28 protein-coding genes and 1 riboswitch are annotated in these 23,270 nt (G+C 29.6%); all 28 genes read left to right on the top strand.

What is annotated here, in order from left to right; translation table 11 throughout:
* Positions 1-57 precede the first annotated feature (57 nt).
* The 28 genes from IC174_RS16480 to IC174_RS16345 all read left to right on the top strand — a co-directional run bounded on the left by IC174_RS16480 (position 58) and on the right by IC174_RS16345 (position 23,268).
* Entirely contained in the window at positions 58-1,149 is a 1,092-nt protein-coding gene (locus IC174_RS16480; protein WP_227483446.1) for a DegT/DnrJ/EryC1/StrS family aminotransferase, read from the top strand.
* 308 nt (positions 1,150-1,457) lie between these two features.
* Positions 1,458-1,548, top strand: a riboswitch (cyclic di-GMP riboswitch).
* A 404-nt stretch (positions 1,549-1,952) separates the two neighbouring features.
* On the top strand, positions 1,953-2,270 hold the full coding sequence (gene flgB, locus IC174_RS16475) for a flagellar basal body rod protein FlgB (protein ID WP_227483445.1): 318 nt from the start codon (positions 1,953-1,955) through the stop codon (positions 2,268-2,270).
* Positions 2,271-2,277: 7 nt separating this feature from the next.
* Positions 2,278-2,682: a flagellar basal body rod protein FlgC gene (gene flgC, locus IC174_RS16470; protein WP_227483444.1), complete on the top strand. Its 405-nt coding sequence runs from the start codon at positions 2,278-2,280 to the stop codon at positions 2,680-2,682.
* A 9-nt stretch (positions 2,683-2,691) separates the two neighbouring features.
* A complete protein-coding gene (gene fliE / locus IC174_RS16465; RefSeq protein WP_227434668.1) occupies positions 2,692-3,009 on the top strand; it encodes a flagellar hook-basal body complex protein FliE in 318 nt (105 codons plus the stop codon).
* A gap of 24 nt (positions 3,010-3,033) precedes the next feature.
* Positions 3,034-4,584 (top strand): flagellar basal-body MS-ring/collar protein FliF, encoded by a 1,551-nt coding sequence (gene fliF / locus IC174_RS16460; protein ID WP_227483443.1) that lies wholly within the window; start codon positions 3,034-3,036, stop codon positions 4,582-4,584.
* A 12-nt stretch (positions 4,585-4,596) separates the two neighbouring features.
* Complete coding sequence (gene fliG, locus IC174_RS16455) at positions 4,597-5,667, top strand: flagellar motor switch protein FliG (RefSeq protein WP_227483442.1); 1,071 nt, start codon at positions 4,597-4,599, stop codon at positions 5,665-5,667.
* On the top strand, positions 5,651-6,391 hold the full coding sequence (locus IC174_RS16450; protein WP_227483441.1) for a FliH/SctL family protein: 741 nt from the start codon (positions 5,651-5,653) through the stop codon (positions 6,389-6,391). Before fliG ends, IC174_RS16450 begins: the two co-directional genes overlap by 17 nt.
* A 3-nt stretch (positions 6,392-6,394) precedes the next feature.
* Entirely contained in the window at positions 6,395-7,714 is a 1,320-nt protein-coding gene (fliI, locus tag IC174_RS16445; RefSeq protein WP_227434672.1) for a flagellar protein export ATPase FliI, read from the top strand.
* A 28-nt stretch (positions 7,715-7,742) separates the two neighbouring features.
* Positions 7,743-8,192, top strand: a complete 450-nt coding sequence (gene fliJ / locus IC174_RS16440; protein WP_227483440.1) for a flagellar export protein FliJ — start codon at positions 7,743-7,745, stop codon at positions 8,190-8,192.
* Between the two features lie 28 nt (positions 8,193-8,220).
* Positions 8,221-9,423 carry a flagellar hook-length control protein FliK gene (locus IC174_RS16435; protein ID WP_227483439.1) on the top strand — a complete coding sequence of 401 codons (1,203 nt, stop codon included), beginning with the start codon at positions 8,221-8,223 and terminating at the stop codon, positions 9,421-9,423.
* 17 nt (positions 9,424-9,440) lie between these two features.
* A complete protein-coding gene (locus tag IC174_RS16430) occupies positions 9,441-10,049 on the top strand; it encodes a flagellar hook capping FlgD N-terminal domain-containing protein (RefSeq protein WP_227434675.1) in 609 nt (202 codons plus the stop codon).
* A gap of 26 nt (positions 10,050-10,075) precedes the next feature.
* Positions 10,076-11,062 (top strand): flagellar hook-basal body complex protein, encoded by a 987-nt coding sequence (locus tag IC174_RS16425; RefSeq protein ID WP_227483438.1) that lies wholly within the window; start codon positions 10,076-10,078, stop codon positions 11,060-11,062.
* Positions 11,063-11,074: 12 nt separating this feature from the next.
* Positions 11,075-11,278, top strand: coding sequence for a flagellar FlbD family protein (locus tag IC174_RS16420; protein WP_054268815.1), 204 nt, complete (start codon positions 11,075-11,077; stop codon positions 11,276-11,278).
* A complete protein-coding gene (locus IC174_RS16415) occupies positions 11,278-12,096 on the top strand; it encodes a motility protein A (protein ID WP_227434677.1) in 819 nt (272 codons plus the stop codon). Before IC174_RS16420 ends, IC174_RS16415 begins: the two co-directional genes overlap by 1 nt.
* Positions 12,086-12,781: an OmpA family protein gene (locus IC174_RS16410; protein ID WP_227483437.1), complete on the top strand. Its 696-nt coding sequence runs from the start codon at positions 12,086-12,088 to the stop codon at positions 12,779-12,781. The genes IC174_RS16415 and IC174_RS16410 overlap by 11 nt, the downstream gene beginning before the upstream one ends.
* 11 nt (positions 12,782-12,792) lie before the next feature.
* Positions 12,793-13,236, top strand: a complete 444-nt coding sequence (gene fliL / locus IC174_RS16405) for a flagellar basal body-associated FliL family protein (RefSeq protein ID WP_227483436.1) — start codon at positions 12,793-12,795, stop codon at positions 13,234-13,236.
* Positions 13,237-13,250: 14 nt separating this feature from the next.
* On the top strand, positions 13,251-13,625 hold the full coding sequence (locus IC174_RS16400) for a flagellar biosynthetic protein FliO (protein WP_227434680.1): 375 nt from the start codon (positions 13,251-13,253) through the stop codon (positions 13,623-13,625).
* Positions 13,626-14,291: a flagellar type III secretion system pore protein FliP gene (gene fliP, locus IC174_RS16395; RefSeq protein WP_227483435.1), complete on the top strand. Its 666-nt coding sequence runs from the start codon at positions 13,626-13,628 to the stop codon at positions 14,289-14,291.
* Positions 14,292-14,303: 12 nt separating this feature from the next.
* Positions 14,304-14,573: a flagellar biosynthesis protein FliQ gene (gene fliQ / locus IC174_RS16390; protein WP_009888090.1), complete on the top strand. Its 270-nt coding sequence runs from the start codon at positions 14,304-14,306 to the stop codon at positions 14,571-14,573.
* An 11-nt stretch (positions 14,574-14,584) separates the two neighbouring features.
* Positions 14,585-16,399, top strand: coding sequence for a fused FliR family export protein/FlhB family type III secretion system protein (locus IC174_RS16385; protein ID WP_227483434.1), 1,815 nt, complete (start codon positions 14,585-14,587; stop codon positions 16,397-16,399).
* An 8-nt stretch (positions 16,400-16,407) separates the two neighbouring features.
* Positions 16,408-18,483: a flagellar biosynthesis protein FlhA gene (gene flhA / locus IC174_RS16380; RefSeq protein ID WP_227434683.1), complete on the top strand. Its 2,076-nt coding sequence runs from the start codon at positions 16,408-16,410 to the stop codon at positions 18,481-18,483.
* Positions 18,461-19,474: a flagellar biosynthesis protein FlhF gene (gene flhF / locus IC174_RS16375; protein WP_227434684.1), complete on the top strand. Its 1,014-nt coding sequence runs from the start codon at positions 18,461-18,463 to the stop codon at positions 19,472-19,474. The genes flhA and flhF overlap by 23 nt, the downstream gene beginning before the upstream one ends.
* Complete coding sequence (locus IC174_RS16370; RefSeq protein ID WP_227483433.1) at positions 19,471-20,349, top strand: MinD/ParA family protein; 879 nt, start codon at positions 19,471-19,473, stop codon at positions 20,347-20,349. The genes flhF and IC174_RS16370 overlap by 4 nt, the downstream gene beginning before the upstream one ends.
* 13 nt (positions 20,350-20,362) lie before the next feature.
* Entirely contained in the window at positions 20,363-21,064 is a 702-nt protein-coding gene (locus IC174_RS16365) for a sigma-70 family RNA polymerase sigma factor (RefSeq protein WP_227434686.1), read from the top strand.
* A gap of 15 nt (positions 21,065-21,079) precedes the next feature.
* The gene (locus IC174_RS16360) at positions 21,080-21,502 is read left to right on the top strand and encodes a flagellar protein (RefSeq protein WP_227483432.1); all 423 of its coding nucleotides are present in this window, start codon (positions 21,080-21,082) and stop codon (positions 21,500-21,502) included.
* A complete protein-coding gene (locus tag IC174_RS16355) occupies positions 21,487-21,672 on the top strand; it encodes a flagellar protein (RefSeq protein WP_227434688.1) in 186 nt (61 codons plus the stop codon). The genes IC174_RS16360 and IC174_RS16355 overlap by 16 nt, the downstream gene beginning before the upstream one ends.
* A 40-nt stretch (positions 21,673-21,712) precedes the next feature.
* Entirely contained in the window at positions 21,713-22,486 is a 774-nt protein-coding gene (locus tag IC174_RS21465) for a flagellar hook-basal body complex protein (protein WP_227483431.1), read from the top strand.
* A gap of 20 nt (positions 22,487-22,506) precedes the next feature.
* Complete coding sequence (locus tag IC174_RS16345; protein WP_227434690.1) at positions 22,507-23,268, top strand: flagellar hook-basal body complex protein; 762 nt, start codon at positions 22,507-22,509, stop codon at positions 23,266-23,268.
* Positions 23,269-23,270 lie beyond the last annotated feature (2 nt).

The following is a 23,270-nucleotide window of genomic DNA, read 5'->3' as shown; positions in this document are numbered from 1 at the left end:
TAATTAAATGAATTTAGCATAGCCACATAGATAATAGATAGATAAGGGTGTAACTTTATGTTAGTTAAGTTTAATAATTTATTAGAACAATTTAAAATCCATAAAGAAGAATATGAAAAGAAGGTTATGGATGTAATGGAAAGTGGATATTATATCCTTGGAAAAGAAGTAAAGTACTTTGAAGAAGAATTTGCTAGATATGTAGGTAGCAAATATTGTGTAGGTTTAGCTAGTGGTTTAGATTCACTGATAATTGCATTTAGAGCATTAGGGATAGGTAAAGGCGATGAAGTAATAGTGCAATCAAATACATATATTGCTAGTGTCATGGGAATAAGTATAAATGGAGCTAAACCAGTATTTGTAGAACCTAACGAGTATTATAATATAGACTCATCTAAGATAGAAAAAAAGATAAATAGTAAGACAAAAGCTATATTAGTAGTACATTTATATGGTCAGGCAAGTAAAATGAAAGAGATACAAGAATTATGTGAAAAATATAATTTGTATTTAATTGAAGATTGTGCTCAATCTCATGGAGCTAAATATGATGGAAAAATGACAGGGACATTTGGAGATGTAGGATGTTTTAGCTTTTATCCAAGTAAAAATTTAGGTGCATTTGGAGATGCAGGTGCTATTGTAACGAGCAATAAAGAAATAGCTGATAAAGTGAAAGTGTTTAGAAATTATGGTTCAGAAAAGAGATATCATAATAAATTTGTTGGATATAATTCAAGATTGGATGAAATTCAGGCAGGTTTGTTAAGAGTAAAACTTAAATATCTTAATGAAATTGAAAATGAAAAGTCAAAAATCGTACATAGATATCTTAATGAAATTAACAATTCAAAAGTTATACTTCCAAAAATAGAAAAGAACTGTACACATGTATGGCATTTATTTGTTTTACAAGTTGAAAAACGAGAGACATTTATGAAATACTTAAAGAAAAATGGTATAGAGTCTATAATACATTATCCTATACCACCTCATTTATCTGAAGCATATTCTTATTTGGGATATAAAAAGGGAAGTTTTAATATAGCTGAGAATTATTCGAATAAAGTTGTTAGTATACCTTTATTTGTTGGTATGAAAGATGAAGAAGTTAGCTATGTAATTAAAATTATAAATGAATATTAAATGAATTGTAATAATACCATAAATAAATTTTTTGTGTATAGTTTATTTAAGATTCGTTAATTAATATTTTTAGATATTGATATATTATATAAATAAAATTGAAATATATGGAAAAATATACAATAAAGATGAGATTTGTCTTATATTTTTCTAAAATAAAAATATTTTCAGATAATTTATTATAAAATTGTAGAATATAGTATTTATAATCTGTATAATTAATAATAACTAAGTTTTTAAAATAAAATGTTTAAGTATACATAAAAAAAATATTTAAAAAAATTGTTATTTATTGTATACTTAAATTAAAACTAAATAGGCAAAACTAGATAAATCTAGTGACGCAAAGCTATAGGGGCTAAGGTTTGTATATACGAACTATGTCAGCCAGTTGCCAAAAAGAATCCTAAGTATACTGTATATGTAGAATTAGTCGAAAATGACTGCCTTTTTGGCAGTCATTTTGTTGCTAAAGTTCACTTTATTACAGTAGAAAATATAAATTCTAACATATTTTACCAAGTATAAGTAAAAATAAAAATGCACTATCTAGAAAAGTTGCTATTTTACAAAAAAGAGCAACTTTACGTAGAAATATTTAAATACATATTAAAATTTTTTTTTATTTTCATTGAGGTTAATTAAAAAAAGATTTGTTTTATTACTAAAAAATAAATCGTTATATTGAATATAATAGAAATGTAATAAATTTAGATGGGTAAAGAAGTCATTTTTTGTAATATAGCAACTTCAACTTTAATCACTAAATATAGTAGATAAATATATTTTGAGGAGGAGTGAGTATGAATACATATGACATTATAAAAATGGGATTAGATGCAACTAATCTAAGAAGTCAGGCAATAGCGAATAATATAGCAAATATAAATACTGAAGGCTACAAAAAACATTACGTAACTTTTGAAGAAACATTAAATGATGCCATACCTAAAATAGAAGAAAAAACAGACAATTCCAAGGGATTAAGAGTGGATGGAAATAATGTGGATATAGAAGAAGAAAAAGTAAATCAAGCAATGACAACGTTACAATACAATGCTTTGATAGGTTTTGCAAATGGTAAAATAGCAATGACCAAATCAATAATAAGTGGGAGGTAATTAGAAGATGAGTGTGTTCAGTGGAATGGAGATCTCTGCTAGTGGTTTAACAGCAGAAAGCTTGAAAATGGATATCATATCATCTAATGTAGCTAACATAAACGCTACAAGAGGTCCAAATGGAGAAGCATACAGAAGAAAAATTGTTTCCTTTGAAGAAAACTATGATAACAAATTAGGTATGCTAGGAGTAAAAGTCACATCTGTTGAAGATGATAAATCACCTCTTAAAGAAGTATATGACCCATCTCATCCAGATGCAAAGCTAAATGGGTACGTAGAATATCCAAATGTAAATATATTGGTTGAAATGACAGATTTAATAACAGCTTCACGAGCATATGAGTCTAATATAGATACATTAAATGCTCAGAAGTCTATGATAGCAAAAGCACTGGAAATAGGAAAGTAGGGATAAATTATGCCAATTACACAAATTAACAATTTAATGCAAGGTGCAAAGTTAGATAATTTAATTGGAGAAACAAAACCATTAAATTTTAATAATAAAGAAGAAAAAAAGAATTTCGAAGATGTAATAATGGATACTATAGATAAAGTCAATTTTCAGCAAGTTACAGCAGATAATATGAAAGAAAAATTTATAAAAGGCGAAGATGTTTCTATGCATGAAGTTATGTTAAAAGGTCAAGAAGCACAACTATCTATGCAATATTTAATAGAAGTTAGAAATAAGATTCATGATGCATATCAAGAAATGAATAAAGTACAAATTTAGCCTTTTGAACAGGAGTAATAATCAATGATAGCCAGTTTTAAAAATAAGATTAAGGAGCAAGTTGCTAAATCTAGGACAAAAATAAGTTCTCTAAAAAAGGGAACTAAGATAGCATTAGGTATAGGGATTGTTGCTATATGTTTAGCGCTAGTATTTACAGCAATATCTGCAAGCAAAAATAAGTATGCAGTCTTATTTTCAGAACTAGATGTTCAAGATGCTGCAGATATATCAGCAGAATTAGAGTCTAGAAAGATAGATACCAAGGTAAAAGGAAGTACAATTTATGTTCCTAGAACAGAAGTTGATAAGTTGAGATTAGAGTTAGCTCCAAGTTTGACAAGTGGTTCTAAAGGATTTGCACTTATGGATGATAGTTCATCAATAGGTCTTACTGATGAAGAGTTTCAAATTAAGAAGCAACGAATGATACAAGGAGAAATAGAAAAAACAATTAAGAGTTTTCCTCAGGTGGAAGATACTAGAGTACATATAACATTTGGTGAGTCTTCTGTATTTGAGAAGGAAGCTGTTCCAGGAAGTGCAGCAGTTTATTTGATGCTAAAGCCAGGAACTACTTTAGAGAAAAATCAAATAAAATCTGTTATGGCACTTGTATCAGGAAGTGTTACAAATATACCAGAGAAAAATGTTCAAGTTATTGATAATAAAATGAACTTATTATCTGAAGGCATCTTAGATGATGAAGAAGTTGATGAAAACAATCAATCGATAAATGGTGCTATTAGTATTGATAAAAATAAGGCATCTGAGCAGGCACTAAATAAACAATTAGAAAAATCTATTTTAGACATGTTAGAACCAATATTTGGTACCGGAAAAGTAAAAGCTACAGTAAATGCTGATTTGAGTTTTGATACAGCTGAAAAAACTGAAATAAAAATTGACCCTGATAAAGTTGCTATAAAGGAAACCAGGTCAAAAAATTCATCTAAATCTGCGACAAATAATGTCCAAGGTGTAGATGCTAATATGAATAACCAAGGAAATAAAAATGGTACTAATACAGAAGATAGTTTGGATGAGAGTTTTGAATATGAAACAGGTAAGATTGAAACTCATACTATAGTTGCGCCTGGAGAACTTAAAAGATTGACAGCTTCTGTTGCTATAGATGGAAAAATAGCTAAAGGTGTTCAAGCTGATGTGGAAGATATTGTTAATAATGCTATAGGCATGGATGGAGTTAGGGGAGATACTCTTAGCGTTGTTTCAATGGTATTTGACCCTAAAGGTAAGGCAGAAGCTAAACAAGAAATGGAAGATATTAAAAAAGAAGGATTCAAAAACAATATAATAAAAGCAGTTGTTGGAGTAATAGCAGTTGTTGCAGTAGGTGTTATTGGATACTTGATATATAAAAAGAGAAGCGAACAAGAAGATATGGATTATGAAGATGAAGTTTATAGTACTAATTCTAATTCTATTGATAAGAAAGATAATCCTCTATTAGGGGATGACCCAGAATTGACATTAGAGGAAGCTGTTAAAATGTATGCAGAAGAAAAACCAGACCAAGTCACAGAGATAATAAAAACTTGGTTAAATGAGTAAGGGGGATAGAAAGTGTCCGCGGAAATTACAAATGTTAGTGCGTTTGATTTAAGTGATATAAGTGAAAATGATAAGAAAGAGAAGGTAGAAGGTGAAGGTTTAAAAAAAGCCGCTGTACTGTTAATGACATTAGGTCCAACTGTGGCTAGTGATATAATAAAAAGTCTACCAGATAAACAAGTTCAAAAAATAGGTTTGGAAATTGCAAATATTTCTTCAATAGCTTCAAAAGAAAGAAGAGAAATATTAAAAGAGTTTGTAGAAATAAATAAAGCGAAAGATTATGTTATAGAAGGCGGGCTTGAATATGCCAAAGAATTGTTAAGTAATGCTCTGGGAAATGCCAAAGCAAGTAAATTACTTGAAGGTATATCAATAGATACAAGTACAAAACCTTTTAAACATATTATAAAACTAGATGTAAGGAAGATATTAGAAATACTTAGAAATGAAAGTGCACAGACTATAGCTATTTTACTTGCACATATGGAATCTGAAAATGGTGCAGAAGTTTTAGCTTATTTAGATTTTGATTTACAAAATGAAGTAGCTATGAGAATAAGTTCAATGGGTTCAATATCTCCAGATGTTATAAGTGTAATTGAAAGCTCATTAGAGGATAAATTACATTCAATAAGTGGTGAAGATTTTAAAGACTATGGAGGAATATCTACATTAGTTCAAATATTACTTAATTCTGATAGAAAAACAGAAAAGAATATTTTAAATACTATTGAAGAAAAAGACCCAGCCTTAGCAGCTCAAATTAAATCTAATATATTTGTATTTGAAGATATTGTCAAGTTAGATGATATAAGCATACAGAAAGTACTGAAAGAAGTAACTATGAAGGATTTAGTATATGCTTTAAAAGGTGTGGATGATGAAATATCAGATGCTATATATAGAAACCAATCTTCTAGAGCAGCAGAAGCACTTAAAGAAGAAATGGAAATGGTTGGTGTCATAAAGGTTACTCAGGTTGAAGGTGCTCAACAAAAAATAGTAAGTATTGTAAGGAAACTTGAAAGAGAAGGTGCCATAACTATTGTAAGGAATTTTGGTGATGACTTTGTCGAATAATAAAATTATTAAAAGTAAAAAAGCATCATATAAAGGAGTGCTGGACTTATCTATAATAGATAAAGCTAGATTGGGAGAATCAAATATAAACGAGGATAATGATTGTAGATTTAGAGATGAAGTAATAAAAGAAGCTATAGAATCTGCTGAGATAAAAAAGAATGAGATATTGGAAGAAGCAAAAATAAACGCACAAAATATAGAAAAGCAAGCATATGAAAAAGGATATAGTCAAGGTCAGAAAAATGGATATGAGGATGGATATAAAGAGTCGTATAATGAGTATACCCAAAAAGCTAAAGATGAAGCAGATTCTATAAGAAATCAGGCAAATTTAATCTTATTACAAGCTAATGAGAAAATGACTGAGTACATAAAAGAAAAAAATAAAGAGATTATAAGACTTGCTATCAATATGGCTAGTTCTGTTCTAAAAAAGCACTTTGAAGATGAAAAATCTATGAGTGATTTGTTAAAGCAAATTATTCAAGATTATGAAGGAAGTAGTTCATTCATAGTAAGATGTAATTCTTTCTATAAAGATAATATAGAGAAAGAGTTTGAATTATTCAAAGAAGAAACATCATTAAAGTCGAGTGTATTTGTTATTGCAGATGATAGTATAGATAAAGGAAATGCTATTATACAAAAGGAAAATGGAAGAATAATAGTTGGTATTGATTGTGCTATGGAAAAACTAAAAGAAGAATTGCTTGGTGAATAAATTATGTATAAAACTGATATATCTATAGATTTTGACAAAATAAATAAGAAAATAGAAAATTTAGAACTCACTATATCAGAAGGTAGAGTTAAGAAGATAATAGGACTTACTGTAGAAGTTGAAGGAATAAAAGCTTTTGTTGGAGAGTTATGTGTTATATATAATCAAGTCAATAAGCCAGTGAATTGTGAGGTAGTAGGATTTAAAGATAAAGAAGTAATATTAATGGCATTAGGAGAGTTAACATTAATATCACCTGGTTGTAAAGTTATTTCTAAGGGGATACCTCTAAGTGTTATGTGTAGTGATAATTTACTAGGTAAAGTACTTGATGGTCTTGGAAATCCTATAGATAACTCAGAAGTTGTTTTAGGAGATAGATACAACTTGAATAATGAACCTCCTGACCCAATGAAGAGAAAAAAGATACGAAATATAATGGAAACAGGTGTAAGAGCAATAGACGCATTTACTACTTGTGGTGAAGGACAGAGAATAGGAATATTTGCAGGAAGTGGAGTAGGTAAGAGTACAACGCTAGGTATGATTGCTAGAAATGCAAAAGCTGATGTGAATGTAATTGCCCTTGTTGGAGAAAGAGGAAGAGAAGTATTAGACTTTATTGATAAAGACTTAGGTGAAGAGGGAATGAAAAAATCTGTTGTTGTATGCGCAACATCAGATAAAGCACCATTAGTTAGACTTAAAGGTGCCCTTACAGCCACTGCAATAGCCGAATACTTTAGAGACCAAGGGAAAAAGGTAATACTTATGATGGATTCTGTGACTAGATTTGCTATGGCGCAAAGAGAAGTAGGAATAGCCATAGGAGAGCCACCAGCACAAAAAGGATATACACCATCTGTATTTGCAATTTTACCAAAACTCATGGAGAGAACAGGGACATCAGATAAAGGCTCTATAACCGCTTTTTATACAGTATTAGTTGATGGAGATGATTTTAATGAGCCAATAGCAGATACTACAAGAGGAATACTTGATGGTCATATAGTTCTATCTAGAGATTTAGCTAACAAGAATCATTATCCTTCTATAGATGTTTTAAATAGTTTAAGTAGACTTATGAATGAAATTGCTTCAAAAGAAGATATAAAAGTAGCATCATTTGCAAGAGATATGCTCTCTGAATATAGAGAAGCAGAAGATTTGATAAATATAGGTGCATATGCTTCAGGTACCAATAAAAAAATAGATGAAGCAATCTATTATCATGAGCATATTATCAATTTTTTAAAACAAGGGATAAATGAAAAGAGTTCTTTTAACGAAACTATAAGTAGTTTGAAAAGAATATTTGAATAAATAACTTAAAAAAATATTTGAATAGGTTGTGATAGAGTTGGATAAGAACTTTAAGTTTAGATTACAGAAGGTTTTAGACTTAAAAATGAAAGATGAAGAGAAGATAAAAATGGAATTTGCTAAGATTCAACAAAAAAAAATAGATATAGAAAATAATTTAGAAAACCTGGAAAGTAATTATATCAAGTATTCAATAAGTAAAAATAATGATAGTATTCAAAATCAAAAAATAACTATTAACTATTTGTTAGCATTAAATAACTCTATAAAAGATTTATCAGAGGAATTGGACAAGTCAACAAATGAACTTGAAAAGGCTAGAAAACAACTTATAGATAAGCAGATAGAAAGAAAATCATTAGAAAAACTAAAAGAAAAAAAATATGGTCAATATTATAAAGAAGAAAATTTAAAAGAACAAAAAACTAATGATGAGTTTGCAAGCATGAGTTATTTGAGAAAGAGACAAGTTCTATAAGAAGAGTAGGAAGTGAGGATATTATTGTATGAAGATACAAGCAGATTCTTATAATGTTATCAAAGATATTGGGAGTAAAAAGAGTTCATCCAAGAATAAAGATGTGAAAAATGATAAATTTGAAGATAATCTATATAAGGCAACAGACAATAGGAAAGTTGAAGACAAAAAAGAAACAAGTAATCAAAATATCAGCTCAAATAAATCAGAAGATAGTGATAATGAGTGTCATTCAGATGTAGATAAAAGTAATCACTTAGAGGATGAAAGTACATATGAAAAAGATTGTAGTAAGAATAATGAGATTTTACAACAATTATTGACTCTTTTAAAAAATAATAATGAAAAAGATAAAGATATAAATTCTATATTGAATGGTATGGAAAAACTAAACATATTGGATGAATTGAAACAAGGGCTTAAACTTAATAAAAATATATTGAATAATATTGTAAAGCAAAATGCAGAGTTAAATAAGGCTGACATGAATAACTATAATGATATGCAAAATTTAGACATGATGAAGTTAAGAGAGTTTTTAGATAATAATGTTAATGAAAACTTTGAAGTAATTAGTAAAACTACAGAGGATGATAATAAAAGCATAGATTTATACAACTTTGATAGTAATAGAATGGATAACCTTAATTCAAATAAGAAAAGAGATGATAACTCTGATATTTTGGAAAAACTAGCAGGTATTAATGGAAATAAAAGTGGAAACTTTGGTCAAGTAATAAATAAAAGCATGGATATAAACAAAGTTAAAAATGATAATGTTGACTTAAAACATATAGAATCAAATGTTATGGATGATTCTATCAAAGCTATTAAACATATGAAAACAAATGACATCCAAGAATTAACAATTAGATTAAGGCCAAAAGAATTGGGAGATATGAACATACAATTATTGAAAGATAACGAAAGTATGAAAGCTGTTGTGACTGTTTTTAATAAAGATGTTTTTGACTCTATAAATAAAAATATAACAGATTTAAAGCAACATCTTGAACTTACGAATGTAAATATAAAAGATGTATCTGTGCAAATGCATAGTGATAATAGAAGTACATCAGATACTTTTGATAAAGCATTTGAACAACAGAATAGACAAAATAACCAAGAAAATATGAATAAGCAAAATACAAATAATAAGCGTAACAATATGGTCATAGAAGATGAAATTAAAGAAAATATTGATGATGATAGAGTAGATTTATTAGCTTAATAAGGGGGAAATACTGTATGTATGGAGTGGCAACAGCTTTAGCAGGGGTTCAAGGAAACTATAGGTCAAATAACTTGAGCCAACTTGAAAGAAATATTAATGATATTGCTAATAAACAAGTTCGAAGTAAAGGAAATCAGACAGTAACAGATAATGGAACTCCAATTATAGGACAGGGTGATGATGCTGATAAAGACTTGTTTATGAAAATACTTGTAGCACAAATGGGTAATCAAGACCCAATGAATCCACAAGACCCAACAGAGTATGTATCACAATTAGCTCAGTTTGCAACTTTAGAAAAGATGTCAGCTATGAACGACAAGCTAGATATACTCTTAGCTTTAAGTAACTCTACTCTAATAAACTCTGCTTTGAGTATGGCAACGTCATTAATTGGTAAAGAAGTAGAAGTATCCGGAGAAGAGAAGGAAGATGAAAACATTGTAGGTGTAGTAAAGTCTACATATATAAAAGATGGAGAGGTACACTTAGAACTGAAAGTAGATGGTAGTGATAAAACTGTAGATGTTAAATATGAAAAATTACTTAAAATAGGAGAAGTAGATACAACTTCAGGAGAAGAAAATAACCCACCAGAGCAAGAATCTCCTGAACAAGAATAATATTAAATTAGAAAAGAGGTAAATTCATGATAAAAGCGATGTATTCAGGTGTAAGTGGAATGAAAGCAAATCAAACTAAACTAGATGTAATAGGTAACAATGTAGCAAATGCTGGGACTACTGCTTTTAAGAAAAGTTCAGCTAGAATAACAGATTCATTTTATCAAACTGTACTATATGCAAGTGCTCCAACAGCTGCATTAGGGGGAACAAACTTAGGACAAGTAGGTGTAGGTAGTAAGATATCAAGTATAAATAAAGATATGACACAAGGAAATGTACAGCCAACTAATAGACCATCAGATTTAATGATAGATGGAGATGGGTATCTTCCAGTAGTAAGGCAAGGTACAGTTATGTATACAAGAGATGGTTCTTTTAACTTAGATACAGGATTTAAAGCAACAGCTGGACCTCTGAACGGTGTCAAAGGTGGAAGACTTGTAAATGGAGATGGGTATATGTTACAAGGTGAGGTTTATAAGGGTACATATAATGCTACTACTGGTGAATTTACTAAAAATGCTACTGCAGAAGGAAAAGAACCCATTGTAATTCCTCTTCAAAGTATAAGTCCTAAAGATGGTACAGTACAAAATGTACTGGAGTACAATATATCAAAAGATGGAACAGTAGAATTTTTATTGAGTGATGGTCAAAGAACTCAGTTTGTGTATGATATTCCTGACAATTCTGAAGTAGGAAAAGTACCAAATCCTGCAATAGCAACTAATGATGGAAAACTTCAAAAAGTACAAACATATGTATTCCAAAATCCAGCAGGATTAGATGCAGAAGGAGGAAACTTATACAAGCCATCAGCAAACTCAGGAGACCCACAAATAGCAGGAGCTACAGGAACAATAATACAAGGAGCAATAGAAGCTTCCAATGTAGACATAGCAGAAGAATTTACAGAAATGATAATAGCAAGTAGGTCTTTCCAAGCAAACAGTAAAATAATATCTACATCAGATGAGATACTTCAAGAAATAATAAGTCTTAAGAGATAGTAGGTACATAGTATGATAAGAGTAACAGACTTAAACGGAAGAAGCTACATATTAAACTCAGACCTTATAGTAAGAATTGACTCCGTTCCAGAAAGTAGAATATTACTTACAACAGGAGAAAAAAATCTTGTAAAAGAGTCTGTAGATGAGATAGTAGATAAAGTGATAAAGTATAAAAGGAAAATAAATGTAGGTTATATTAGGAGCGAAAAGTAATGAAAAAAACAGATTCACTGACATTCATTGGACTAATATTATCTACAGTATTAGTTTTATTTGGAGCAGTAAAAGGAAGTAGTTCAGGATTAAAAAGTTTCTTTGATTTTTCATCAATATTAATAACAGTATTTGGGTCATTTGGAGCGTTGATGATTACATTTACTATTGATGACATGAAACTTATAAAAAATGCATTACAATACTCATTTAAAACAACGAGTATATCAAGATTAGACTTATTGAATCAATTTAAAGCACTTTCAAAAAAAGCAAGAAGAGAAGGTCTTTTGTCAATAGAAAGTGATGTAATGAAAATACAAGACCCATTTATGAAAAAAGGATTAGAGTTATGTATTGATGGTCTGGAAGTCAATGAAATAAGGTCTATATTAGAATTAGAGATAGATTCTGTTGAAGATACAAATAACAGATATTCAAAGATATTTAAAACTTGGGGAACATTTGCACCTGCATTTGGAATGTTAGGGACTCTAATCGGTCTTATACAAATGCTATCTGACCTTACGTCACCAGATTTGATTGCTTCTGGTATGGGAAAGGCGTTAATTACAACATTTTATGGTTCTCTACTTGCAAATATTGCTTTAAATCCAATTGCATATAACATAGATGAAAAAACGGAAAAAGAAGTTTACATAAAAGAGATGATGCTGGAAGGTATAATAAGCATACAATCTGGTGAAAGCAGTATAGTAGTTGAGGAACGTTTAGCGACATACCTTTCAAAAACTGAAAAATTACAGTTTATGAAATCCAATAAAAATACAGAAAGAGCAATGAGTAATGGCGCGTAGAAAAAATAAAAAAAAAGATGAGATAAATCCAGATGCATGGTTGGCCACTTATGCAGACACAATAACTCTAATTCTTACATTTTTTGTACTTCTATATGCAACATCAGTTGTAGATATGGAAAAATTTAAAAATATATCAGATGCATTAAAAGGTCAGTTTTCTGGAGTAAGTATGTTTAACACAGGTTCAAGTACAAGTGCAAAGTCTCCAATAGATAGTGGTTTAGTGGATAAAAATGATAAGTCAGATTTAGAACAAGATTTAAAAGATAAGGTTAATAATTCTAACTTGCAAAATAGTGTAACAGTTAAGGATGATAGTAGAGGGATTTTATTAGAGTTAGATGACTCAATATTATTTGACTCTGGGAGTTCGGAGTTAAAAGTTGATAGTAAAGCTACTCTAAATAAAGTATATGACATGATAAAAATGATGAAAAATAAGATAGTTATAGAAGGTCATACTGATAATGTACCTGTAAAATCAAGTACACATGAGTCCAATTGGGATTTATCTTCTAGTAGAGCAGTAAGTGTTGTAAGATACTTTGTAGAAGAAAAGGGCATGGACCCTAAATTGTTTTCAGCAACAGGATGTGGAGAGTATCAACCTTTAGTTTCAAATGATACAGCAAAGGGAAGAGCTGAAAATAGAAGAGTTAATATACTTATAACTATCGACTAGGAGGAAGAGTTTTGTTCAAAAATAAAAAAATTATTCTAATTATTTTGATACTGATTGTTTTCTCAGCAGGAGCAGGGTTTTTTATATTAGGTAAAGGTGGAAGTGGACAAATTGATAAGATTATAGGTTTGTTTATTCCAACAGGAAAAGCTAAAGATGAAATAAAGACAGAAAATCTTGATTTAGAAGAAATGGTATTGAAGCTAGCTGATGAAGGTGTAAGATATTTAAAGGTGTCAATAACTGTATCTTATGATGCTTCATATAAAGATATAGAAAAAAATACACCTTTAATTAGAGATAATATTATAAATTGCCTTATGGCAAAAAGAGCAGATGATTTTGCTGCTGAAAACCTAAATAATATAAAAGATGAAATAAAAAATACTTTAAATACAAATTTAGGTGGAAATGTAATACAAAACATATATTTCACAAATATATTAGTACAATAAAAGGATGGTAAGACATGATACTTTATTTATTAAAGATATTAATATGTATTCCAATAATTTTAATATTGATAGTCTTATCTTTAAAAATTAGCCAGGGAACTTTATTAAAAAAATACAATGACAAATATGTAAAAATACTAGACATTGTAAGTATAAATAAAAACAATAGCATAATAATTTTAAAAGTAGGTGAAGAAGGATGTATTATTGCATCTTCTTCAGCTAGTATGAATAAGATAAAAGATTTGACCAAAGAAGAAATATCAAAAATAGAAGATGACATTAAAGAGAGAAATTTTAAAATCCAAGATTTTAAAATGGAAAAAATCAAAGCAAAATATGATTTCAGTAGATATATTGGAAAATTTACAAAAAAGGAAGATAAGTAAATGGAACTATTATCAAAATTACCTTTGTCTGACGTACCATATACAAGTTCAATGCAATTGTTTTTATTTCTAACGGCATTAATGTTTTTACCATTTGTAATGTTCATGATGACAAGCTTTGTTAGAATAGTCATAAGTTTATCATTTTTGAAATCAGCATTAGGAGCACAACAAGCAATTCCAAGTCAAGTTTTGGTAGGGCTTGCGATAGTATTGACAATATTTATAATGAGACCAGTATTAAATGAAATAAACGAAAAGGCATTACAACCATATATGAAAGAAGATATTACTATGGAAAAAGCCATGAAAGAAGCAGAAGTACCTATTAAAGAGTTTTTACTAAAGCAAACTAGACAAACTGACTTAGATTTATTTGTAGAACAAGCAGGGTTAAAAGAAAAAAAATTAACTCGTGAAAATATACCCTTATCTGTTGTAGTTCCAGCTTTTGCAATAAGTGAACTAAAAACTGCTTTTCAAATAGGTTTTTTAATATACATACCATTTTTGATAATAGACCTTGTTGTAGCAAGTGTTTTAATGTCTATGGGGATGTTTATGTTGCCTCCAGTTATGATATCATTACCATTTAAGTTGTTATTATTTGTAATGGTGGATGGATGGAACTTGATAGTAAAAACATTGATATTGGGATTTGGATAGGAGAAAAATAATATGAGTGAATTTATGATAATGAGTGTTCTTAAAAATGGTATGTTTACAGGAGCTATGATTGCAGCTCCAGTACTCATTGTTTCTCTTGTAGTTGGACTTTTAATAAGTGTATTTCAAGCTACAACTCAAATTCAAGAGCAAACTTTGACATTTGTACCAAAACTAATAGCAATTCTTTTGGTAGTAGCTATTGGTGGAAGCTGGATGTTACATACTCTTATTAGTTTTACTTCTGAGATATTCAATATGATGTCTCTTATAACTAAGTAAGTAGGATACATATGATTTTTGTATTTATTAGAATAGTAGCCTTCTTTGGAACATTGAGAATGCTATTTCCAGCTGGTACGCCTGCTTTATTTAAGTCACTCTTTGCAATCATTATATCAATATTGATTTCAAGTACTATGCAAATTGAATATGTAACAAATATAGACAATATTGTAATGTTTACTTTATATGGTATAAATGAGACTATAACAGGGATTATTCTTGGATATATAACGAATCTATGTTTTTACAGTATCAGAATGGCAGGTTCTATGATGGACCAACAGATGGGATTATCAATGATTAATATGTTTGACCCAAACTCAATGACTCAAACAACTCTAATTGATAATCTTATGAACTGGACAGCAATTATGATATTTTTTAGCATGGATGGTCACCATATTTTAATTCGAGGTATAAGGTATAGTTTTGAGTTAATTCCAATAGGAAAATCATTTGTAGATAATAATATAGATTATATAATAAACATATTTGTGCAGTGCTTTATAACTGGGTTTAAAATAGCAATACCTATTGTACTTTGTCTGCTTATGGCAGATTTTATATTAGGTCTTATATCAAGAAGTGTACCTCAACTAAACGTAATGATAGTTGGTATGCCATTAAAAATATTGGTTGGTATAGCATTATTTATCATATCAATACCTTTAATTGTCAACCAAATAAGTCATTTATTGAGTCAAATACCAAAGATGTATGAGGGAACTTTTGCACTAGCCCCTATGTTTTTTATGGGTTCAACAGACAAAACAGAAGACGCTACTCCAAAGAAAAGGGGAGAACAAAGAAAAAAAGGTAATATAGCAAAAAGTAGAGAATTACCTGTTGCAATGACCTTATTTGCATTCACTTTGTTAGTCCCTACATTATTTTCATATGTAGTGGACACACTTAAATCTTCACTCAATCATTTTTTAAGCGTGAATTTTTATATGAACATAAATTATTCAAACCTAGAAAACTTAATTATAGTAGGATTAATGGATTTTTTCAAGATATTTTTGCCGATAGCTATTCCATTTTTGGTCTTAGGTGTAGTAGCTAACCTATTTCAAGTGGGAATATTATTTACTGGGGAAACTTTGAAACCAAATTTATCAAAATTAAATCCAATTAGTGGATTCAAAAACATGTTTTCTATGAGAAGTTTATCAACTTTAATAAAGGATACAGCAATTATATCTGTCTTAGCTTACATAGGATATAAATTTTTTCAAGATAATTATTTAGATATCTTAAAACTAGGGAATATATACTTACCAACTTTAATGTATACAGTTAAAGACTTAGTATATTCCATATTAAGTAAAATTTGTATAGCTATGATAGTTATAGCAGTTGCAGATTATTTTTGTCAAAGGTATAGTCATAAAAAACAACTGAGAATGACAAAACAAGAAGTTAAAGATGAATATAAAAACTCAGAAGGAGACCCAGAAATAAAAGCTAAGATAAAACAAAAACAAAGACAAATCTCATCTCAAAGGACTATGCAAGCAGTACCAAGCGCTACTGTAATAGTAACTAATCCAACTCACTTATCTATAGCAGTGAGATATGAAAAAGGGAAGGACCAAGCTCCAGTAGTAGTGGCAAAAGGTGCAGACTATTTAGCTTTTAAAATAAGGGAAATCGCAAAGGGAAATGACATCCCAATAATAGAAAATAAACCCATCGCTAGGTTGTTATATAAGCAAGTAGAAATAGACCAAGAAATTCCAGAGGACATGTATCAAGCTTTTGCAGAGATATTAGTAGCAGTATATAAAATCAAAAATAGATACAAAGTCCCAAAAAGGTAGGATAAGTAATGAATAAGTTTAATCTAAAAGAACATATGGACGTAATAGTGGCTTTTGGTGTTGTAGGAATTGTTCTTATGATGATAGTGCCATTACCTACATTTATATTAGATATTTTACTGGCAATTAACATAAGTTTATCTGTGCTAATTTTATTAATGACATTATTTACAACAAATGTACTTGATTTATCTATATTTCCAACAGTGTTACTTGTTACAACACTATTTAGATTGGGATTAAATCTTTCATCAACTAGATTAATTTTAACTCAAGGATACGCAGGTGAAGTTATAGAGGCATTTGGAAGTTTTGTTGTAGGTGGAAATTACGTAGTAGGGATAATTATATTCCTAATTATATTAATTGTTCAATTTGTCGTTATAACTAATGGTTCTGGAAGAGTATCTGAAGTAACAGCTAGATTTACGTTAGATGCCATGCCAGGGAAGCAGATGAGTATAGATGCAGATTTAAATGCAGGAGTTATAGATGACAAAACTGCTAGAAAAAGAAGAAAAGAACTCCAACAAGAAGCTGATTTTTATGGTTCTATGGATGGTGCAAATAAGTTTGTAAAAGGAGATGCTATAGCAGGTCTTATAGTAACAGCAATAAATATAATAGGAGGAATTGTAATAGGAGCTGTAATGCTAAACATGACTCTTATGGGTGCAGCTCAGACTTATGTAAGACTTACTATAGGTGATGGACTTGTAAGCCAGATACCAGCTCTACTAATATCCACATCAGCTGGTATAATCGTAACAAGAGCTTCGACTGATGAAAACTTTGGTGACTTAGTAGGTAAGCAATTAACAGCAATACCAAAAGCAGTAATGATGACTGGTTGTGTTTTAATTATACTTGGTATGATGCCTGGATTACCCAAGCCAGCGTTTTTTTCACTGGGAATAGGTGCAATAGCAGCAGGTTACTTCTTAGGAAGAGAAAAGAAGGATACCTTAGAAGATTTAGATTTTGAAAAACCTGATATGGTAAATCCAGACAAAAACGAAGTAGAAGATGTAACAAACTTAATAAATGTAGAAGCTATAGAAGTAGAAATTGGATATGGCTTAATATCTTTAGCTGATGAATCAGCAGGAGGAGATTTACTTCAGAGAATAGCATCAATAAGAAGACAATGTGCCATAGACATGGGTATAGTTGTACAACCTATAAGAATAAGAGATAATTTACAACTAAATCCAAACCAATATAACATAAAGATAAAAGGTAATGTAGTTGGTGGATATGAGATAATGCCTAATATGGTTTTATGTATGGACCCTATGAATCAAGGTTTTAATATATTTGGAATAAAGACAATTGAGCCTACTTTTGGAATAGAGGCACTTTGGATAGAAAGTGATAAGGTAGAAGATGCAGAGTTAAAAGGTTATACAGTTGTAGATTCATCCACAATACTTATAACCCATTTACTAGATATAATAAAATCCAATGCACATGAGTTACTGGGAAGACAAGAAGTTAAGACTATTATAGATGCAGCAAGAGAAAATTATAGTGCTGTAGTTGATGAGTTGATACCAGACTTAATGACACTTGGTGAAGTTCAAAAAGTACTTAAAAATCTGTTGAGAGAAAAAGTAAATATAAAGGATAGGGTTACAATCCTTGAAACACTTGCAGACCAGTCCAGAAACACAAAAGACATAGAGCTTCTTACTGAATATGTGAGAATAGCTTTAGCTAGAAGTATTTGTACGAATTTGGTGGATGAAGATAAGTCAATTGTAGTGGCTACATTATCTCCAGAAACAGAGGAATTGGTATCTAATAATTTACAAAGGTCTGTAAATGGAACTTATCCAGCTGTTGACCCAGAAAACACAAACAAAATATTTGAGAGTATACAAGATGTAATAGGTAATGTATATTTCAATCATAATATACCAGTAATAGTAGTATCACCAAAGATAAGAGCACCATTTAGAAAACTAGTTGAGATTGTATATCCTAATTTGACTGTACTATCATTAAATGAAATACCTAATGATGTTAAAATCAAAGCAGAAGGTGTGGTGAGCATATATGATGACGAAAAAGTATACAGCTAATACAATTCAGGATGCTATGAATCTAGCCAAAATGGAATTGGGTGACAATATTACATTAATAGATAAAAAAGAAGTAAGAAAATCTGGAATACGAGGTATTTTTTCAAAGAGAGATATCGAATTAACTGTTGGATGGGAAAAGAGAGATAATGTAGAACAAAATGACTTGAAACGAGAAGTAGAACAATTAAAGTCAATTATAAGTAATATGGGGTTTGATAATAAGAATGACAATGATATAGATAAAATATGTAAGAACCTACTAAATCTAGAGTTAAATGAAGAAATTGTAGAGTCCATAAGAACTGACTTACAAGAAATGAAGTTCAATGGAATTGATACAAGTAAAAATTTAGTAGAAAGTCTAAAGAAAAAGATTAAAATAGAAAATCCAACGATAAATGGGAAAATCGCTCTAGTTGGACCACCAGGAGTAGGTAAGACAACTACAATAGCAAAGTTAGCCGCAAAATTAGTATTTGAGGAAAATAAAAAAGTAGGTGTAATAACTATAGATACCTATAGAATTGGCGCTGTGGAGCAGTTAAAGATATATACTGACATAATGAATATTCCTTTTAAAGGAGTAATAAGCCCTGATGAGATGGAGTTGGCACTTGATGAGATGAAAGATTGTGATGTTGTATTAATAGATACTACAGGTAGAGGATATAAAAATTCTATGCAAATATTAGAAATCAAAAATCTCATAGATAAAGCTGAAACTGATAATATACACTTAGTTTTGAATTGCACAACAAGAGAAAATGATACAAAAGCAATTATAGATTCATATAGAAATGTGAACTTTAAAAGCTTAATAATTACAAAGCTGGATGAAACAATCACATATGGTTCCATCTTTAACATAGTGAATTATGCACAAAAACCAATATCGTATATTACAATAGGGCAAAGTGTTCCTGATGACATTATAAAACCTAATGAAGATAAGATTATAAGATTACTATTAGGAGTTGAAAGTATATGATTGACCAAGCTCAAATCTTGAGAAAGATGGCAATAGAAAAAAGAGGACTTGATGAATTTATAGTGGAGAATGGGAATGCACCTAAGATAATTACAATAGCTTCTGGGAAAGGTGGTGTTGGAAAGAGTAATCTCGCTACAAATTTGTCTATCTGTTTGACTAGGCTTAATAAAAAAGTTCTTATATTAGATGCAGATATAGGAATGTCAAATATAGATATAATAATGGGTGTAAATGTAAAAGGTACGATAATTGATGTAATTAATGGAGAAAAAAATATAGAAGATATAATTTCACGTACTAAATATGGTGTGAATATAATTTCTGGAGGTTCTGCACTTAATCATATAGAAGATTTTACAGAAGCTCAAAGAAATAAGTTTATACATAGCATAGAACAGATTCATGATGTCGATTTTATAATAATTGACACAGGTGCTGGTATGAGTAAAAGTCTATTGTCATTTATATATTGTAGTACTGAATTTTTCTTAATAACAACTCCAGAACCAACATCATTAACTGATGCATATAGCTTACTAAAGGCCATAAGTAATTTTGGGATAAAGAGAAGTGCAAACATAATAATCAACAGGGTAATAAATTTAGAAGAAGCAAAATCTACATACAACAGAATAAAGATGGTTGTAGACAAATTTTTAAATCTTAATTTAGAGTTATATGGATATATAATAGATGATAAAAAAGTAGGAATATGTGTAAAAAAGCAGATACCATTTATTCTGGAATATCCTACAAGTAGCGCTTCAAAGTGTATTATATCTATAGCAAAGAGAATGGTAAGTCAGTCAAGAGAAGATATTGATGAGAATAAGGGTCTACTAAGAAAAATGTTTAGTATATTTAAAAGCTAAGGAGGCGTAGTTAATGAATAGAGAAGAATTAATAAAAGAGAATATGCCTCTTGTAAAGAGTATAGCAAGAAAATTTTTTATACCTGGGAAAGGCTTTGAATATCAAGATTTAGTAAATAGTGGAGTTATTGGATTGATTGATGCAATAAATAAGTTTGATGTTGAAAAAGGAGCAAAATTTTCTAGTTACTCTTATATAAAAATAAAATCAGCTATATTAGATGAAATTAGAAATCAAAGTCCAATCTCTAAGCATAATTTAACTAAAGTAAATAAATATAATAGAGTAGTAGAAAAATTGCAGGCTGAGTTATTAAGAGAGCCAACTTCATATGAAATTGCGAATGAATTAAATATTTCAGAAAAGGAACTTTATGATATCGAAAATAATATAGACATGCTAAATATTGTATCATTAAACCATGTAATCTTTGAAGATACAAATGAAACTGTACAAGATACAATAAGTGACAGAGATGAAGATATTCCAGCAAATGTAATAGAGGAAGAAGAAAAACTAGAAATTTTATCTCAAGCAATTTGTAATTTAAAGGAAAAGGAAAAATTAATACTTTCACTGTACTATTATGAAGATTTAAATCTAAAGGAAATAGGAAAAGTGCTAGGTGTTTCAGAATCAAGAGTTTCACAACTCCACAGAAAATCAATAAGAAACTTGAGAAGCAAAATAAAAGAACTTAAATATTCTATATAGATGGTGATTGATGTGATGATACAAATTATATTAATAGTAGTGTCTATTTTGATAATAGTAACTATAATAGCAAATTTACATAAGGAATCGAAAAACAAAGATAACAGGTACTTTGACAAAATATTTGAACAGGAATATGAGGCAAATGATAGATTGATAGTTGCAGAAAAAAGAAGATTCTTTTTAGATAAAGTACTTGCTGAAATAAGAAGTAATAATCATATAAAAGTTTATGAAAATTATAACTTAATAAAAACTAATGAAGAAAAAAAAGACAGTATCTTTATAGAATCAAGACAGGAAATAAAACAAGAAAATGAGCTATCTCTTAAAGTGAAACATCTTATAAATTCTGGTTATGATGATGTGGAAATATGCAAGATGCTACATATTGGAAAGGGTGAGCTGTCATTAATAAAGAGTTGTTACAAAATATAAGAATATTATTATTTGATAAAAAAGTACTTTTAGGAATAGGAATTGGTATATTAATATCGACTTTATGTATAATGCTTTTTAGTAATAATGATATGAGCAAAGCAGAGATAGAAAAAAAGGCCAGAGCATTAGGGATGAAATATTCAAGTGAGATGAAAGTTTTAGAATAAATAATCTTGTTAAACAATTTACGAAAAAGGAGGTCATAATGTGATAAGAGGATTATATACAGCAGTTTCGGCTATGATAACAAATCAACAAAAGCAAAATGTTGTTGTCAATAACCTAGCCAATATGGACACTAATGGATATAAAAGTAAACAGCTTTTAACCAAGAGTTTTGATTCATTGAAATTAGAAGCTTACAATAACTACGCAAATGGAACTAAACAAAAGCAAGAGATAGGTGAAATAAGTCCAGGTATTTCCATGGATGAAACTATTACAAATTTTAACCAAGGTCCTATAAAGCAGACTGATAATAAAATGGATGTAGCTATTCAAGGTAAGGGGTTCTTTTTGGTTAGTGATGCAGCTGGGAATCAGTTTTATACTAGAAATGGTAATTTTAGGACAGATAATCAAGGAGACCTTATAACTAGTGAAGGATACTATGTTCTTGGAACAAATACTGTAACTGGTGCTGTGGGTCATATAAATGTAGGAAATAAGAAATTTGAAGTAGCAAATGATAATACAATATCACTGGACGGAAATGCTATGTACAAATTTAATATGGTAGATTTTAATGACTATAATAAGCTAAAAAAAGAAGGCAATAACCTGTATTCTGGAGAAGGAGCTATAAAAGCAAATAATGCATATACAATACAAAATGCTATAGAGTCATCTAATGTAGATATGGTATCTGAAATCAATAATATGATGACAATTTCAAGAGAATATGAAGCAAATCAAAAGATAATTCAAGCTATGGATTCTAAATTAGCAAAAATAGCAAGCGAGATTGGTTCAGTAAGATAGATAATAGGAGGTGAATTTTTATGTACACAATGTTTTATACTAGTAAAACAGCTTTATCAGCAAATCAAAGTAAACTAGATATAATATCTAATAATATAGCAAATACTGATTCCACAGGATATAAAAAGCTAAATATGGAATATTCTGATTTAGTAGATGAAGTACTAAATAGACCATCTTACCCGACAAATGGTAAAGATATATCAACTGGAACTGGCTCTAAAGCCTCAGCTCCTATGAGAAATTATGAACAAGGAGCATTAGCTCCAACAAATAGTAAAAGTGATTTGGCAATAGATGGAGAAGGATTCTTTAGAGTCATAAGAAATGATGGGACATATGCATATACAAGAAATGGTGGATTTAATGTAGATGCTTTAGGTAAGATTGTAGATGATAGTGGAAATATACTAGATGTCCAATTTGATGCAGGTTATAACTACAATAATACAAATATAACTGATACAAACTTAACCGTTTCAAGAAATGGAGATTTATTTGTAGATAATAAAAAAATAGGAACGATAAATTTGTATGAGCCTACAGGAACTCAAAATTTTATATCTGAAGGAGATAGCCTATTTGTTGCAACTGATGCAGGAGAAGTCAAACAAGTTGGAAAAGTTGATATAGTTCAAGGCTACAGAGAAAGGTCAAATGTTTCTTTACAAGAAGAATTTGTTGATTTAATAGCTACTCAAAGAGCATTTCAAATGAATTCAAAAGGAATAAAGACAGCTGATGAAATGTGGCAAATAGCTAATAATTTAAGAGCTAAATAATT

The organism is Clostridioides sp. ES-S-0001-03 (genome assembly GCF_020676075.1).
Classification (GTDB): Bacteria; Bacillota; Clostridia; order Peptostreptococcales; family Peptostreptococcaceae; genus Clostridioides.
The sequence above is the reverse complement of the archived record's forward strand: the minus strand, read 5'-3'. Positions and strand labels throughout refer to the sequence as shown.

Bases quoted from the DNA above. Each gene is read 5' to 3' on its own strand.
- IC174_RS16415 (WP_227434677.1), top strand. From the start codon at position 11,278: ATGAAAAAAACAGATTCACTGACATTCATTGGACTAATATTATCTACA.
- IC174_RS16385 (WP_227483434.1), top strand. From the start codon at position 14,585: ATGATTTTTGTATTTATTAGAATAGTAGCCTTCTTTGGAACATTGAGA.
- flhF (WP_227434684.1), top strand. From the start codon at position 18,461: ATGACGAAAAAGTATACAGCTAATACAATTCAGGATGCTATGAATCTA.
- IC174_RS16420 (WP_054268815.1), top strand. From the start codon at position 11,075: ATGATAAGAGTAACAGACTTAAACGGAAGAAGCTACATATTAAACTCA.
- fliQ (WP_009888090.1), top strand. From the start codon at position 14,304: ATGAGTGAATTTATGATAATGAGTGTTCTTAAAAATGGTATGTTTACA.
- IC174_RS16450 (WP_227483441.1), top strand. From the start codon at position 5,651: ATGACTTTGTCGAATAATAAAATTATTAAAAGTAAAAAAGCATCATAT.
- IC174_RS16345 (WP_227434690.1), top strand. From the start codon at position 22,507: ATGTACACAATGTTTTATACTAGTAAAACAGCTTTATCAGCAAATCAA.
- IC174_RS16400 (WP_227434680.1), top strand. From the start codon at position 13,251: ATGATACTTTATTTATTAAAGATATTAATATGTATTCCAATAATTTTA.
- fliE (WP_227434668.1), top strand. From the start codon at position 2,692: ATGCCAATTACACAAATTAACAATTTAATGCAAGGTGCAAAGTTAGAT.
- IC174_RS16365 (WP_227434686.1), top strand. From the start codon at position 20,363: ATGAATAGAGAAGAATTAATAAAAGAGAATATGCCTCTTGTAAAGAGT.
- flgB (WP_227483445.1), top strand. From the start codon at position 1,953: ATGAATACATATGACATTATAAAAATGGGATTAGATGCAACTAATCTA.
- IC174_RS16370 (WP_227483433.1), top strand. From the start codon at position 19,471: ATGATTGACCAAGCTCAAATCTTGAGAAAGATGGCAATAGAAAAAAGA.
- IC174_RS16430 (WP_227434675.1), top strand. From the start codon at position 9,441: ATGTATGGAGTGGCAACAGCTTTAGCAGGGGTTCAAGGAAACTATAGG.
- IC174_RS16410 (WP_227483437.1), top strand. From the start codon at position 12,086: ATGGCGCGTAGAAAAAATAAAAAAAAAGATGAGATAAATCCAGATGCA.
- flgC (WP_227483444.1), top strand. From the start codon at position 2,278: ATGAGTGTGTTCAGTGGAATGGAGATCTCTGCTAGTGGTTTAACAGCA.
- fliI (WP_227434672.1), top strand. From the start codon at position 6,395: ATGTATAAAACTGATATATCTATAGATTTTGACAAAATAAATAAGAAA.
- fliP (WP_227483435.1), top strand. From the start codon at position 13,626: ATGGAACTATTATCAAAATTACCTTTGTCTGACGTACCATATACAAGT.
- IC174_RS16360 (WP_227483432.1), top strand. From the start codon at position 21,080: ATGATACAAATTATATTAATAGTAGTGTCTATTTTGATAATAGTAACT.
- IC174_RS16435 (WP_227483439.1), top strand. From the start codon at position 8,221: ATGAAGATACAAGCAGATTCTTATAATGTTATCAAAGATATTGGGAGT.
- flhA (WP_227434683.1), top strand. From the start codon at position 16,408: ATGAATAAGTTTAATCTAAAAGAACATATGGACGTAATAGTGGCTTTT.
- IC174_RS16425 (WP_227483438.1), top strand. From the start codon at position 10,076: ATGATAAAAGCGATGTATTCAGGTGTAAGTGGAATGAAAGCAAATCAA.
- fliF (WP_227483443.1), top strand. From the start codon at position 3,034: ATGATAGCCAGTTTTAAAAATAAGATTAAGGAGCAAGTTGCTAAATCT.
- IC174_RS16480 (WP_227483446.1), top strand. From the start codon at position 58: ATGTTAGTTAAGTTTAATAATTTATTAGAACAATTTAAAATCCATAAA.